Origin of the sequence: Fontibacillus panacisegetis, from assembly GCF_900102215.1 — a bacterium.
Classification (GTDB): domain Bacteria; phylum Bacillota; class Bacilli; order Paenibacillales; family Paenibacillaceae; genus Fontibacillus; species Fontibacillus panacisegetis.
This window is the reverse complement of sequence record NZ_FNBG01000001.1, coordinates 474618-487786: the sequence shown is the minus strand read 5'-3', so window position 1 is coordinate 487786 and position 13169 is coordinate 474618. Positions and strand designations below refer to the sequence as shown.

The 13169-nt window shown below is 44.3% G+C and carries 17 protein-coding genes and 1 pseudogene; 14 read left to right on the top strand and 4 right to left on the bottom strand.

Annotated features, from left to right (window positions below; translation table 11 throughout):
• Nucleotides 1-269: 269 nt before the first annotated feature.
• The 7 genes from BLS49_RS02355 (at nucleotide 270) to trmD (ending at nucleotide 4355) form a co-directional block, all read left to right on the top strand.
• On the top strand, nucleotides 270-623 hold the full coding sequence (locus BLS49_RS02355) for a putative DNA-binding protein (RefSeq protein WP_091226375.1): 354 nt from the start codon (nucleotides 270-272) through the stop codon (nucleotides 621-623).
• Nucleotides 624-658: 35 nt separating this feature from the next.
• Entirely contained in the window at nucleotides 659-2035 is a 1377-nt protein-coding gene (gene ffh / locus BLS49_RS02350; protein WP_091226373.1) for a signal recognition particle protein, read from the top strand.
• Nucleotides 2036-2092: 57 nt separating this feature from the next.
• A complete protein-coding gene (gene rpsP, locus BLS49_RS02345; protein WP_091226371.1) occupies nucleotides 2093-2365 on the top strand; it encodes a 30S ribosomal protein S16 in 273 nt (90 codons plus the stop codon).
• Between the two features lie 22 nt (nucleotides 2366-2387).
• A complete protein-coding gene (locus tag BLS49_RS02340; protein WP_091226369.1) occupies nucleotides 2388-2618 on the top strand; it encodes a KH domain-containing protein in 231 nt (76 codons plus the stop codon).
• A gap of 113 nt (nucleotides 2619-2731) precedes the next feature.
• A complete protein-coding gene (locus BLS49_RS02335) occupies nucleotides 2732-3037 on the top strand; it encodes a hypothetical protein (protein ID WP_091226368.1) in 306 nt (101 codons plus the stop codon).
• A gap of 32 nt (nucleotides 3038-3069) precedes the next feature.
• Nucleotides 3070-3588: a ribosome maturation factor RimM gene (rimM, locus tag BLS49_RS02330; protein ID WP_091226366.1), complete on the top strand. Its 519-nt coding sequence runs from the start codon at nucleotides 3070-3072 to the stop codon at nucleotides 3586-3588.
• A gap of 2 nt (nucleotides 3589-3590) precedes the next feature.
• Nucleotides 3591-4355 (top strand): tRNA (guanosine(37)-N1)-methyltransferase TrmD, encoded by a 765-nt coding sequence (gene trmD, locus BLS49_RS02325; protein ID WP_091226364.1) that lies wholly within the window; start codon nucleotides 3591-3593, stop codon nucleotides 4353-4355.
• Nucleotides 4356-4419: 64 nt separating this feature from the next.
• Here the strand turns inward: trmD and BLS49_RS02320 are convergent, their stop codons facing one another.
• Nucleotides 4420-5211 carry a protein-glutamine gamma-glutamyltransferase gene (locus BLS49_RS02320; protein WP_139173087.1) on the bottom strand — a complete coding sequence of 264 codons (792 nt, stop codon included), beginning with the start codon at nucleotides 5209-5211 and terminating at the stop codon, nucleotides 4420-4422.
• Nucleotides 5212-5384: 173 nt separating this feature from the next.
• Nucleotides 5385-6308: a polysaccharide deacetylase family protein gene (locus BLS49_RS02315; RefSeq protein ID WP_091226360.1), complete on the bottom strand. Its 924-nt coding sequence runs from the start codon at nucleotides 6306-6308 to the stop codon at nucleotides 5385-5387.
• Nucleotides 6309-6591: 283 nt separating this feature from the next.
• Between BLS49_RS02315 and rplS the strand changes: the two genes are divergently transcribed.
• The 7 genes from rplS (at nucleotide 6592) to BLS49_RS02275 (ending at nucleotide 12888) form a co-directional block, all read left to right on the top strand.
• Nucleotides 6592-6936, top strand: coding sequence for a 50S ribosomal protein L19 (gene rplS / locus BLS49_RS02310; protein WP_091226358.1), 345 nt, complete (start codon nucleotides 6592-6594; stop codon nucleotides 6934-6936).
• Between the two features lie 103 nt (nucleotides 6937-7039).
• Nucleotides 7040-7663 (top strand): signal peptidase I, encoded by a 624-nt coding sequence (gene lepB / locus BLS49_RS02305; protein WP_091226357.1) that lies wholly within the window; start codon nucleotides 7040-7042, stop codon nucleotides 7661-7663.
• Between the two features lie 47 nt (nucleotides 7664-7710).
• Nucleotides 7711-8574 (top strand): ribosome biogenesis GTPase YlqF, encoded by an 864-nt coding sequence (gene ylqF / locus BLS49_RS02300; RefSeq protein ID WP_091226355.1) that lies wholly within the window; start codon nucleotides 7711-7713, stop codon nucleotides 8572-8574.
• Between the two features lie 263 nt (nucleotides 8575-8837).
• Nucleotides 8838-9458, top strand: a complete 621-nt coding sequence (locus BLS49_RS02295; RefSeq protein ID WP_091226353.1) for a ribonuclease HII — start codon at nucleotides 8838-8840, stop codon at nucleotides 9456-9458.
• Nucleotides 9459-10206: 748 nt separating this feature from the next.
• The gene (locus BLS49_RS24680; protein ID WP_175471271.1) at nucleotides 10207-12183 is read left to right on the top strand and encodes a flagellar hook-length control protein FliK; all 1977 of its coding nucleotides are present in this window, start codon (nucleotides 10207-10209) and stop codon (nucleotides 12181-12183) included.
• Entirely contained in the window at nucleotides 12180-12491 is a 312-nt protein-coding gene (locus BLS49_RS02280) for an EscU/YscU/HrcU family type III secretion system export apparatus switch protein (RefSeq protein ID WP_091226349.1), read from the top strand. The genes BLS49_RS24680 and BLS49_RS02280 overlap by 4 nt, the downstream gene beginning before the upstream one ends.
• Nucleotides 12478-12888 carry a YraN family protein gene (locus tag BLS49_RS02275; RefSeq protein WP_091226347.1) on the top strand — a complete coding sequence of 137 codons (411 nt, stop codon included), beginning with the start codon at nucleotides 12478-12480 and terminating at the stop codon, nucleotides 12886-12888. Before BLS49_RS02280 ends, BLS49_RS02275 begins: the two co-directional genes overlap by 14 nt.
• Nucleotides 12889-12966: 78 nt before the next feature.
• On the opposite strand, the gene BLS49_RS25140 is transcribed toward BLS49_RS02275, so the two are convergent.
• Together BLS49_RS25140 and BLS49_RS02265 are read right to left on the bottom strand one after the other, a co-directional pair.
• Nucleotides 12967-13080, bottom strand: coding sequence for a magnesium chelatase subunit ChlI family protein (locus BLS49_RS25140; protein ID WP_091226346.1), 114 nt, complete (start codon nucleotides 13078-13080; stop codon nucleotides 12967-12969).
• A pseudogene (locus BLS49_RS02265) lies at nucleotides 13074-13169 on the bottom strand (ATP-binding protein); the annotation flags it as partial. The gene BLS49_RS25140 and the pseudogene BLS49_RS02265, both read right to left, overlap by 7 nt.

The following is a 13169-nucleotide window of genomic DNA, read 5'->3' as shown; positions in this document are numbered from 1 at the left end:
TGGTTGAACAAAGCTGCACTTTTGCAGTTATGATGTGCCAAAGTGCCTTGAATAGGTTGAAAAGATGCACTTTTGCTGGAATTTCGAGCGTGCTGTCTTATATAACTTGAACAGCCTGCAAAAGTGCAGGAATTATGATTGATCTCAATTAAGTTAAATGTGCAAATGATCTGTTAAGGGAATATACTTGACATCTTATTCTACATTAGGTATGATAATGATCGTCGATGCGCTGTAAAGTGTTTTTCCTTGACGGAGGGAGTGCCCATATGAGTCAGGAGAATAGGCTTGAGAAGACGAATCGGGTCAACCTTTTGTTTGATTTCTACGAAACGTTGTTGACTGAAAAGCAGCAGACGTTTCTCAAATATTATTTTTTTGATGATTTTTCACTTGGTGAAATAGCTACAGAATTCGAAATTAGTCGTCAGGCCGTGTATGAACATATTAAGCGGGCTGAAGGGATGCTGGAAGTGTATGAGGAAAAGCTAGGACTGCTTCGGAAATATGAGATGCGGCAGGAGCTTATATCTACACTTGGTGAATTGATTGAACAGAGCGAATTATCGGCGGTACATAAAGAGACAGCAAAGCAATTGCTGCGAGAGGCCGAGCAAATATAAACGGAATAAGAAATTTGAACGGAGGTGACCGGTGAATGGCTTTTGAAGGATTGACAAACAGGCTGCAAAGTGTGTTTAGCAAGCTACGCGGTAAAGGCAAAGTTTCGGAAGATGATGTCAACGAAGCGATGCGCGAAGTGCGTCTTGCACTGTTAGAAGCGGATGTCAACTTTAAAGTGGTCAAAGAATTTATTGCCAAGGTCAAAGAAAAGGCCGTTGGCAGTGAAGTGATGGAGAGCTTTACGCCAGGTATGGTCATCATCGACATTGTTAATAAAGAATTGACTGAGCTGATGGGTGGCAGTCAAGCCAAGCTTGCCAAGAGTAATCGCCCTCCTACAGTCATTATGATGGCGGGTCTGCAAGGTGCAGGTAAGACGACAACTACAGCCAAGCTAGCAAAATTGCTGCTGAAGAGCAATCATCGGCCGCTGATGGTTGCAGGGGACATTTATCGTCCGGCTGCAATCAAGCAGCTTCAAGTACTAGGCGAGCAGATTAAAGTCCCGGTATTTACGCTGCCTGAGGGCAACAGTCCGGTTGAAATTGCACGTCAGGCCTTGCAGCATGCTAAGGATAACGGTAATGACTATTTGCTAGTCGATACAGCGGGTCGTCTTCACATTGACGAAGAGCTTATGGAGGAGCTTCGCCAAATTCATGAAGTGACCAAGCCTGATGAAGTGCTGCTCGTAGTAGATGCGATGACGGGTCAAGATGCTGTTAACGTAGCTGAGAGCTTCAATCAGCAACTCGAGCTAACAGGTGTCGTTCTCACGAAGCTTGATGGAGATACACGTGGTGGTGCTGCATTGTCGGTTAAAGCTGTAACTGGTTGTCCGATTAAATTTGCGGCACTTGGTGAGAAGATTGATGCTTTGGAGCCATTCCATCCAGAACGTATGGCTTCTCGTATCCTCGGTATGGGCGACATGCTGTCCTTGATTGAAAAGGCACAGTCCAGCATCGATGCTGAGAAAGCGAAAGAAATGGAACGTAAGATGCGTAATGCGGAATTTACGTTCGAGGATTTTCTGGAGCAAATGGAGCAGGTTAAGAAGCTTGGTCCACTGGATCAAATCATGGATATGCTACCAGGCATGGGCAAGATGAAGCAAATGAAGGACATCAAGGTTGATGAGAAGCAGATGGGCCGGGTAGAAGCTATCGTGTATTCGATGACTACTGAAGAGAAGCAGAATCCGGATCTCATCAATCACAGCCGTCGCAAAAGAATCGCTGCAGGCAGCGGTACAAGTCTCGCGGATGTGAATCGTCTGATCAAGCAATTTGATGAGATGCGTCGGATGATGAAGCAGTTCTCTGATATGATGGGGCCAAAAGGCAAGGGCAACAAAATGATGAAGCAGCTTGGTAAAGCTGGCAAAGGTATGAGATTTCCGTTCCGTTGATAGGTTCTGTCTAATGGAATGAAATATATCATTCATTTTTTGAAGGAGGTGAATTTCGTGGCAGTTCGTATTCGTTTGAAACGCATGGGTGCTCATAAAGCTCCTTTCTACCGCATCGTGGTATCGAATTCCCGTTCCCCGCGTGACGGTCGTTTTATCGAGGAAATTGGTTACTACAACCCGGTTGCTGAACCAGCAGTAGTAAACATCGATGAAGAAAAAGCATTGGCTTGGTTGCAAAACGGTGCGCAAGCATCTGATACAGTTCGCAACTTGCTTAGCAAAGCAGGCGTAATGAAGAAATTTCATGAGTCTAAGCAGCAAAAATAATTGCTGATTCGGAGGGTCTCATATGGAACAATTAGTCGGCGTTATTGCGAAGGCTCTTGTTGATCATCCGGACGATGTTCGTGTGGAGGTCGTGGAGAAAGAACACCTGATTGTATATGAACTATCTGTACATCCAGACGATGTTGGAAAAGTGATCGGCAAACAGGGGAGAATCGCCAAGGCGCTCCGCACGGTTGTAACATCAGCAGCCGTTAAGATGGATAAACGGGTTACCGTTGACATCATGTCTTAAAGATATACGAAAGGGGGTTAGGATGACTGTCCTAACCCTTTTTCGTACATGCTGAAGCCTCTTTTAAATTATTGGATTATGATTTTGCAGAACAAGGTGCTTCGTCATATTTGATGTATAACTTGATACGGGACTATAACAATTATGTGCAGTCCGATTTAGTCGATGAGATTCTCGCTAATAAATTGGACCCTGATAAGGACGCTAATGAGATCATATTCGCAATGGAAACGATAAAGAGTGACATTACCTTACTGCATCAAAAATTTAACGGGACTGAGCTGTCCCCAAAAGAACCTTCTCAACTCCAGAAGGAGTGGCGTGAGGCAGTTCGGGAAATTATAATGCGAAATAATGATTTTGTTTTATATAAAAGAATGATGATTAAATACGGATTTGATGTCGATGCTGGCGCTTAGTGAATAGTTGCGCTATTTTTAAGGAGGTTGTTATGTCAGATTCATTGTTGACAGTTGGAAAAATCGTAAATACGCATGGCATCCGCGGGGATGTGAAGGTACTGCTACATACGGATTTTCCGGAGGTAAGGTTCGCTCCCAAAAGCAGTCTTAAGATGATTCACCCGGAAAACGGAACTCAAATCGTTGTTACTGTCGCTTCGGCACGACCCTATAAAGGAATGTATATCGTTAAATTCAATGAATACAATGACATTAATGTGGTTGAGAAATACAAGGGCTATGAACTGAAGGTTGCTAAGGAAAATTCAGTGCAGCTCCCCAAAAACGAATATTACTTTCACGAAATTATCGGTTGTCGTGTAGTTAGCGACGAGGGCGAAGAGCTCGGCGTTATCGAAGAAATTTTGCGTCCAGGTGCGAATGATGTATGGGTTGTTAAGCTTCCTAATCACAAGCAATTGCTGCTTCCGGTAATTGATGATGTGGTACTGGACGTGGATGTAAGTGCCAAACTGGTTAAGGTCCATGTTATGGAAGGATTGTTGTAACGATGCGGGTTGACGTATTAACGCTTTTTCCTGAAATGTTTGACGGTGTTTTTCATAGTAGTATCCTTGGTAAAGCACAGGAAAAAGGGATTGTGTCACTAAAAGCGATTAACTTTCGTGATTATGCTGGGAACAAACATGGTACGGTAGATGATACGCCTTATGGTGGAGGCGGTGGCATGGTGCTAAAGCCAGAGCCGATCTTTCGAGCGGTTGAGGATTTACTAGGTGATGATGAAGCTTCATCTTCTGTACCAGGTGGTCACAAACCACGGATTATTCTGATGTGTCCTCAAGGAGAAACCTTTACTCAACACAAGGCAGAGGAATTGGCTCGCGAAGAGCATCTGATTTTTATTTGTGGCCATTATGAAGGATATGATGAGAGAATACGTGAGCATCTAGTAACAGATGAGCTGTCGATAGGCGATTATGTGTTAACAGGCGGAGAGATTCCGGCTATGGTAGTTATTGATAGCATAACGAGGCTGCTACCTGGAGTTCTTGGGAATGAGATGAGTGCGGTGACGGATTCATTCAGTACTGGTCTTCTGGAATACCCTCATTACACTCGTCCGGTTGAATTTCGAGGCTGGAAGGTACCTGATATTTTATTAAGCGGGCATCATGCCAATGTAGCAACTTGGCGGCGCAAGGAAGCGTTTCGTCGTACTTTGCTTCGCCGTCCTGATTTATTGGACGTGGTGGAGCTGTCGCCCCGGGATTTGAAGCTCTTACATGAAGTTAAAGCAGAATTAGTGGATTAAAAGTTAAGCATGGAATACATTTAGACGCTGGAAAGCAGAAAACTGTCCAGCGTCTTTATTGTGATTATGATTTGGGCAGGGGAACGACAAAATATTGTACTCCAATCCTAGCGAAAATATTCGTTCTCATGTCAGGAGCAAATTGTGACAGGTATAAGTAATCCGGTGTGATAATATCATCTGTTAGGTAAGCTGATCGAAAGCTGCCAGGACGGCGGTTCCGGTTTAAACCGGAAATGATTCTTTCCGCAGTTACGATACCAAACGGGTGTCCATAATAGAGATTATCATCGATCTTGATTACATTCTCTCCACGCCACTCAGGAGTTTCAGGATTAAAGTCAGGATTTTTAAAATACAGTAGGTCTCCGGGATAGGAGTTATGGATACCCGTCCTGCCAATTAGAGGCAAATGATCGTCGGGATGCCAGTCATACAAAAGTAAATCGGAGTAAAGGCTGTTAAAAACTGCCTCATTGATTGAATCGAGAACGGCCTTGTATATGACGATAAGGGTAGCGGTTGCACATTCAGTGGCGTATTTCCTGCCGTTCGTAAAAATATCCCGGATTCCCGCAGCTGGTGTAGTATCGCTTCTAATACGAAACCCACCGCTCTCGGTTAAATTCCAATAAAGCTCGTTACATTTAGCTTCTGAGAAGGTTGCGAACTGCAAGCCGCTTTGGCTTAATGCTTCTGCTGCTGCCACGGTGGATGCTCTCATTGCCATTTCGAATCGCAATTGCTGTATAGTTCCATAAGAATATGTGACCGCACTGTTGCTTTTAAGCTCAAAGATCCTTTTTTCGGCTGGAGACCATGAAGAAGTATCTATAGGTGTCTGTACATTAGATATGGTAATAATCGGAATTCACCTCCTTAGTAAAGCTTATGAAAAAAAACGTCGGAAATGAATGTAGTCGTAAAAAGAGAAAGACGACACTAAAAGGTAGATTGCTACCCTTTAGAATCGCCTTAGAAAACAATGCCTATTGTGTTAGTTTATCCAAACTGATGTCAGATCTAATTTTATTGATTTGATTGCAATAATTGTGATAATTGCGTGGTAGAAGTTACTGTAAGTCGATTTAGATCCAAAGGAGGATCACCCGGATGTACAAAGCCTGAAAGAACTGAAAAAGCCATTCGGTATCCATTTTTTTGTAAGAGGTATTTTTGAATGTCTCTTTTTTCACCAAAAGGATAGGCGAAATAAGGTGTATCTATTCCTAAGCTTTTGAATTGAGCGATATCATTTTCTATAAGCTTACGGTCAAGGGCGGATGAATATTTCACACCGCATTTTTCGAAGCCTTTTTGATGTAAATCATATGTATGACTGTGATATTCAAAAATATCGGATGAAGCCTCTAACTCGTTATAAGATAAGAAGCTTTTTTTAGCAGGGTCGAAATCGACGGTTTGCTCTTCAATTCTTGCTCCAATAATAAAAATCGCGGCTCGAAAACCGTATTTTTTTAGTATAGGATAGGCATAAATATAATTATTCTGATAACCATCATCAAAAGTAATGACTACAGTTTTGAGTGGAAGGGATATCTCGCCGTGAACGTACTTTTCCAGTTCCTCCAGACTTGCGGTATAATATCCTTGCTCATATAGGTACTTCATATTTTCCTCAAAAGCCTCTAGGTTGATCACTGATTTGTTTCCCGGTTCTTTGTTATATTCCTTTGGTGTGATGTAATGGTACATGAGTACAGGTACTTCTTCAGCCGTCCCTTTCTGAACCTTGAAGTTGTCTGGAAGCTCTATTGTTTCCGTTAATTTTCCGGGTTGAGACAATAAAAATGCTGAATCTTTAACGATGGACCAAGAGCTACAGGCTTTACGTGACAAGGTATTAGTGGGGTTTGCAACAGCCACAAAATAACTAACTATAATTAATGACAAAATGATTGAAGAAAGAATGAGTTTTTTATAACGAATCAATATAGTGCTCTCCTTAAATGTAGTATATTTTACAATTTAAACGATAATAAAATGAGAGAAGTTACATAAATATAATAATTAAAAAAATGATCTAAAGATCCTTACCATTTTCGACATTACTGATTGGAGATCTGACACTAGTTATAAGATTCACCTTGCTATGGCTTGTAAAATATGATAAAATTCTTTTTGTTGTGAATTCGGTGGTCCTCTGCGGATGATGAGGGAGAACAGGAGTTCTTCGGAAGAGGCATGAACACCTGAGTGGAAGGAGGAGTCATAGATGAATATCCTACAAGCGATTACGCAAGAACAACTTCGCAAAGATATTCCGAGTTTTCGTCCTGGTGACACTTTGAAAGTGTTCGTTAAGGTTATTGAGGGAACTCGTGAGCGTATCCAGTTGTTTGAAGGTGTTGTAATTAAACGCCGTGGTGGTGGAATCAGCGAAACTTTTACAGTTCGTAAAATTTCGAATGGTGTAGGTGTGGAAAGAACTTTCCCGCTTAATTCCCCAAAAATCGATAAAATCGAAGTGGCTCGCCGTGGTAAAGTACGTCGCGCGAAGCTGTACTATCTTCGTGAACTTCGTGGTAAAGCTGCAAGAATTAAAGAAGTGCGTCGTTAATTCGTTAACGATCAAGAGGGGGCTTGTAACCATCAAGCCCCCTTACTATTTTCTGATAATGAGTGTTTACTACATATTTCGAGGTAAAGTGAGGTCACGATCCATGGAGCATCAAGTTCAATCTGACAATCCGGGCCATTCGGGTACTCCACAGGACCCGGCCAAAAAGGGAAAAAGTGAGGCGTTTGAGTGGTTAAAGGCCATCGTGATCGCCGTTGTATTGGTAGTAGTCATTCGATGGCTTTTATTCGCGCCGTTTATTGTTGATGGTCCATCTATGCAGCCCAATTTCCATACTGGTGAGAGAATTATCGTTAACAAAATTATTTATGATATGCGCGAGCCGAAACATGGGGAAGTTGTTGTATTCCATGTACCGTCAGAGGGGCGCGATTTTATTAAGAGAGTAATCGGTGTGCCCGGGGATACCGTGAAGGTTGAAGGGGATACTGTAACGATAAATGGTCAAGTTATTAATGAACCTTATATTCAAGATGTCCTTGATGAAAAGCATAAAAATAACGAGCTGTATAATACGGAAGCAAATTTACCGAATGAGTTTGTTCCTGATGGAAAAGTACCTGAGGGATACGTGTTCGTGCTAGGTGATAACCGATCAAATAGTACAGACAGCAGACGAATCGGGTTTGTGCCTTATGGAGATATCATTGGACGCGCTGATCTTGTATTTTGGCCGATGAAGGATATCAATTTTATCAAACATTAGAAGACATCCGGTTGGGATGCCTAATCGGGAGCTAGAGGTGATAAAGTATGACAATACAATGGTTTCCCGGACATATGACCAAGGCACGTCGTCAAATTCAGGAGAAGCTTAAGCTGATTGATGTCGTGATCGAACTGGTAGATGCAAGACTGCCGCAATCCAGCAGAAATCCGATGATTGATGAAATTTTGCAGGGTAAACCACGCCTGATCGTGTTAAACAAATCGGATCTTGCTGATCCAGCGGTGACGAAGCAGTGGATCGAGTTTTTTAAAGAGGAAGGACATTTGGCTATAGCAGCTGATGCTTCCAGTGGTCATGGCATCAAAGAGATCCCTCTCCTTGCCAAGGAACTGTTAAAGGAAAAAATTGAGAAGCAATTGGCAAAAGGAATAAACCCCCGTGCTGTTCGCGCTCTTATTGTCGGGATACCGAATGTAGGTAAGTCTACACTCATTAATCGTTTGGCTGGACGAAGCATTGCAGCTACCGGTGACAGACCAGGCGTAACAAAGGGACAACAGTGGATTAAAGTAGGTACAGAGATGGAATTACTTGATACACCGGGGATTCTGTGGCCAAAGTTCGAGGATCAGAATGTTGGTTATCGCCTTGCGGTTACAGGTGCGATTCGCGAGGAGATTTTGAATATTGAGGATGTAGCCTTTTTTGGCGTAAAGTATCTAGTTAAGTATTACTGGGAGCCTTTTCAGGAACGCTTCGATTTGAAGGAGCAGCCTACAGATTTCGAAAATCCGGATGAGATTGTTGCAGTAATGGAAGCGGTTGGTCGCAAACGGGGCTGCCTGGTTAGCGGTGGCCGTGTTGATCTGGAGAAAGCTTCAGGCATACTGTTGCGTGAGCTTCGGGCGGGTAAACTAGGCAGATATTCTCTGGAGGCACCTTATTAATATCACAGTATGATATATAGATCCCTTCATTGCTCTCATGTCAAACTGACATGATGCTTGAGGGGGTTTTTATTTAATTTTGGATGCTCGAGAGTTCATATTTATTTTTCTTGAGTTTTTTTGGTTAGTGGGCTTTCTTTTTTATTAAACGACTTTCGAAATGATGTTAACATGCCGATAATATTATTGTTAACTTGGTGTTGCTTGATAAATTCTATCGTTGTAAGTAAGCTAATTAGAGGTAAGGATTACAAGGAGGCGCCATGTGTAATTTATTAAGCTATGAAAAGGAATATTGGAATCTCTCCTATCAACATATTGCGGGTATTGATGAGGTAGGAAGAGGATGTCTGTTTGGTGATGTGGTTGCGGCGGCAGTTATTTTACCGCAAGGTTTGATTATTGAAGAGGTAAATGATTCAAAAAAATTGAGTCCCAAAAAGCGCGACCTCCTCTATGACGAAATTATGAAACAGGCTATTGCAGTTGGTGTAGGGCATGTGGATGCTAAAATGATAGATCAGATTAATATTAAGCAGGCAACCCGTCTGGCTATGAAAATAGCCGTAGAGCAGCTCTCTGTTACTCCGGATTTTATGTTAGTGGATGCGGAAAAGGTGGATTTGAGTATTCCGCAGCTGGCGGTGATCAAGGGAGATGCCAATAGCCAGTCTATTGCAGCTGCCTCTATTATTGCAAAGGTAACCAGAGATCGCTTGTGCCAAGGAGAATGGAATGCTATGTATCCGGAGTATGGTATAGCAATACATAAGGGGTATGCGACGAAGATGCATCGGGAGCAGATTCAGGCATTAGGACCAACCCCAATGCATCGCAGGAGTTTTATGAGAAATTTGTTTGTTGAGGAACAAACATTGTTTTAATAGCTAGTGGGGGCTGTCCCAAAAATAGGTTTAGTGTCAAAACTAGAAATAGTGGTGCAAGGAAGTCGATCCCTGCACCGCTTGATCCCGCCACATTCCATGACCATATCTTATGTGTAATAGTGTCATGATGCGGAATTCCTGAAATTGCTGCAAATGCTGCAAATGTGCAGGCTTTCTCTCCTGCATTTTATACGAAAATAAAGAGTATGCCACAAGTAATCGTGATTAGGCTCGTGTTAAACAAAAGCATCTTGGGCTACGGTTGGCGTTTTCGACCTATCTCAGCACTTCGGTAGCAATAAAGGAAAAAAGTTCCTCTATTCTATCAGAATTCGCTCAAGATCATAAAATAAAGGAACTTAATTCCTCTATTTTGGTGCTAAACGCTGATTTTTCGCATTTTAGGGCAATTTCAGTGAGGATAAAGGAAAATACTTCCTTTATTTTCTTTAAAATCATCTCATTTACGAAAATAAAGGAGATTTTTTCCTCTACTGTGTTCGAGCTGCAATCCTCTGACCTCTCACGAATAAGCAGTTGTACTATTTCGCTAAAGCGTAATTTGGAAATTTAGAGGGTCTTATTTTCATTCTAGGTGGTGACGCTTGGCGTCATAGTTGTTTGTGCAGGTTTTCCCTGATGTCGTGCCTGTTCACTGCTAGAAGAAGCGTCCCTCAAAGTTATCTTAGATAACTTTTGGGACAGCCTCTTTCCATATAATCAATTGTAGATCGGGGGGAGAATTATGAATATCGGTCCATTACTCCGAAATATGCTTGGGGATATAAAGTCGGGAGAGCCTAAATCTCTGGAACTCAAGTCGGGTCAAGTAGTGAGAGGAACTGTATTAAGTGTGTCTGAAGACGGACAAGAGGCTGTAATTCAGGTTCAAGGAGTTAAGCTGCATGCTGCACTTGAAACGCCGTTAAAACAGGGACAAACGACGTTGCTGCAGGTACAGCCGCAGGTCGAGCAAGGTTTAATGATGCTTAAGCCGATCAATTCGCTCCCGACGACGCCATTGTCCCCTGCTTCACTGGCAAGCACATTGGAAGGATTAGGACTGGAGAATACTTCGGCAAATCGTGAACTGATTCAATTGATGCGTGAGAACGGAATCCCATTGACGAAGGATAATGTCAATCAGCTTATGGCAATGTCTTCAGCAAGGCCGGCATCGGTTCCTTTAGGAGAATGGATACAGGCTGCTGGAATTGCTATGAGCCGGGGACTTCCTATTACTGGAGAAACGGTCGCTGGTCTCCATCAAGCCATATTTGGGCCACCTCTTCACGTCCTGTTGTCCTCTTTGGAGGAACAGCTTGGTACTGTTCTGAAGCAGTTGTTAGCTAATACAGCACCTTTGAGTAACTCTGGGAACACGAATGGCAACGGAGCAACGACTCAAACTGGTAACGGGGGCAGTGCAGCTTTAAATCAAAATAGCTTGGCTTCCCAAACGGTATCGTCTCCAATGACGCAAGCAGGACAAGGTACAACAGGGGGGCAGGCTGGTCTGAATAATACATCTGTATCGCCTACGGTATTACAGAATGCAGGAACAGTTGGCGTTCCAACGGGTACACCTGCACAAGCTGGTGTTGTGCAGAACGCCAATTCAGGAGATCAAATGTTGCTGCTTAAGCTGAACCAGGTGTTGTCTGATGTGCGTTCAGCGATGTTGCAGGACGGTATGCCTGGTATAAACAACCAGGAGAATAATGTGGCAGCGGCTCGTGGGGATGTTAAGGGGACGGCCGCTGGAGTCGTAGCGGCCAGATCGAATGCTGCTGCGACCGGAGCAGCAGCGAGCGGCGGAGAGTCCGCAGGGACTCTGCCGCAGGCACAGCCGCGACCAACCCAAGTGACGGAGTCCTGGGTTGGTCGCGTGCTGAAGCTGCTCGGTGCGGAGCACGAGCAGCAGGTGCTGCGCTCGGCCGCCCCAGGCGGGCCGACGCAGGCAGCGGCGCCGCCAGCCGCAGGCACGGCGTCGCCAACAGCGCCGGGCGCGAGCGCACCGGCGCCCGGCGGTGTACCCGGCAGCGCGCCTGAGGCCGCGCCGGGAATTACGCCCGCACCACCGCGAAGCGGTGATGTTGCGGGCGTGGCCGTGCCCGGCGGCGCGGCGGGAGCCGCCGCCGGAGCGGACACGGTCATGGGCAGCAGCAATGCCCATGACACGTTAAAGGGCCTGCTGCTAAAAATAGTAGCAGCAGACGACCTGCCCGCACCACTCCAAGAGGCTGCGCGGCAACTGGTGCATCAGCTGACCGGACAACAGCTGCTGCTTAATACGGATCGAACCTCGCCATTCGCGCAGGTTACGATGTTCCTGCCTTTTATCGGCCCGGACGGCGAGCAGACAGCAGCAGTACATATCGAATCCCGTCGAGGACGCAAAGGAGAGCTGGATGCCTCCAATTGCCGCCTGTGGTTCGATCTGCAAATGAAAACCTTAGGACAGATCATGGTTGACGTACAAGTAGCGGATAATAAGGTGCTTCTAAAGTTGTACAGCGAGCAGGAGACGACAGGTTTGTTTTTGGAGTCGAGGCAGCCTGAAATCGCAGATGCTTTGGAAGCTTCAGGTTATAAGCTGTTATCCATGAAGGCAGAGTTGCTTATTCCAAATAACTCTGAGGAAGAGAGCAATAGCAACGATATAGGTATGTCACACTCTTATGCGCCAAGCACATATAAAGGAGTGGACTATCGCGTATGAGTGAGAATCAGAAAGATACTCCTCTTGCATTTAAAAAGGCAGTTGCCCTAAAATACGAGCCCTCATTGCATGAAGCTCCAGTCGTTACTGCGAAAGGCAGTGGTTTGTTAGCGGAAAGGATACTGGAGAAGGCGAAGGAAAGCGGGGTTCCTGTTCAAGAGGACGCAGCTTTGGTTGAAGTACTATCCAAACTAGATTTAGATACCCAAATTCCACCCGAGCTGTATACATTGGTAGCTGAAATACTCAGCTTTATTTATCGCTCGGACAAGCTCCTGGAAAGAGGGAAGCACAATGAGTATGAATGACGGTCTTCCCGGTGCTCAAAAGCGAGTAGATATGGATCAGCGCAAGGCACGAGGAAGCGTTGCTGAACAAATCGCTGCAGACTATTTGATTCAGCAGGGCTACAAAGTGTTAGAACGTAACTGGCGTTGCCGTTCTGGAGAAATTGATATTGTTGCTGAGACAGGTCATACCGTAGTGATTGTTGAAGTGCGCAGTCGAGGGAAGAATTCCTTTACCTTTGGATCGCCACTGGAGTCTATTACTTCACGTAAAATCAAACAAGTCAGAGACACGGCAGCTGTATATCTGCACCGCATCTCCAAGTCGAATGCCAGAATCCGGTTTGATGTCATAGGGATCATCATGAGCTCTGATGGTAATGTAGATACCCTGGATCATATCATAGATGCATTTTAATTTAATTTTTATAAGGCCAAGTTTACTCAAGAATCAACTTCGAGTAAACTTGGCCTTTTTGGGACAGGAAAATACAAATTAATTAGCATAATCCTCCTGCTTATGATCTAACTGGTGGTACTGTATAGCTTCGGCAACATGTGCAGGTGTAATCAGCTCAGAGCTTTGGAGATCTGCAATGGTTCGGGACAAGGATTAAGTGAAACAGCTAATAAAAAATATGCTGGAAAGGTGAATGAGGCTCTGGAACGGCTGATCGTAACGGCTCGTTCTTCCAGAGG

Coding starts and splice junctions, on each gene's coding strand:
- BLS49_RS02355 (WP_091226375.1), top strand. CDS start 270: ATGAGTCAGGAGAATAGGCTTGAGAAGACGAATCGGGTCAACCTTTTG.
- ffh (WP_091226373.1), top strand. CDS start 659: ATGGCTTTTGAAGGATTGACAAACAGGCTGCAAAGTGTGTTTAGCAAG.
- BLS49_RS02340 (WP_091226369.1), top strand. CDS start 2,388: ATGGAACAATTAGTCGGCGTTATTGCGAAGGCTCTTGTTGATCATCCG.
- BLS49_RS02335 (WP_091226368.1), top strand. CDS start 2,732: ATGTATAACTTGATACGGGACTATAACAATTATGTGCAGTCCGATTTA.
- rimM (WP_091226366.1), top strand. CDS start 3,070: ATGTCAGATTCATTGTTGACAGTTGGAAAAATCGTAAATACGCATGGC.
- trmD (WP_091226364.1), top strand. CDS start 3,591: ATGCGGGTTGACGTATTAACGCTTTTTCCTGAAATGTTTGACGGTGTT.
- rplS (WP_091226358.1), top strand. CDS start 6,592: ATGAATATCCTACAAGCGATTACGCAAGAACAACTTCGCAAAGATATT.
- lepB (WP_091226357.1), top strand. CDS start 7,040: ATGGAGCATCAAGTTCAATCTGACAATCCGGGCCATTCGGGTACTCCA.
- ylqF (WP_091226355.1), top strand. CDS start 7,711: ATGACAATACAATGGTTTCCCGGACATATGACCAAGGCACGTCGTCAA.
- BLS49_RS02295 (WP_091226353.1), top strand. CDS start 8,838: ATGTGTAATTTATTAAGCTATGAAAAGGAATATTGGAATCTCTCCTAT.
- BLS49_RS24680 (WP_175471271.1), top strand. CDS start 10,207: ATGAATATCGGTCCATTACTCCGAAATATGCTTGGGGATATAAAGTCG.
- BLS49_RS02280 (WP_091226349.1), top strand. CDS start 12,180: ATGAGTGAGAATCAGAAAGATACTCCTCTTGCATTTAAAAAGGCAGTT.
- BLS49_RS02275 (WP_091226347.1), top strand. CDS start 12,478: ATGAGTATGAATGACGGTCTTCCCGGTGCTCAAAAGCGAGTAGATATG.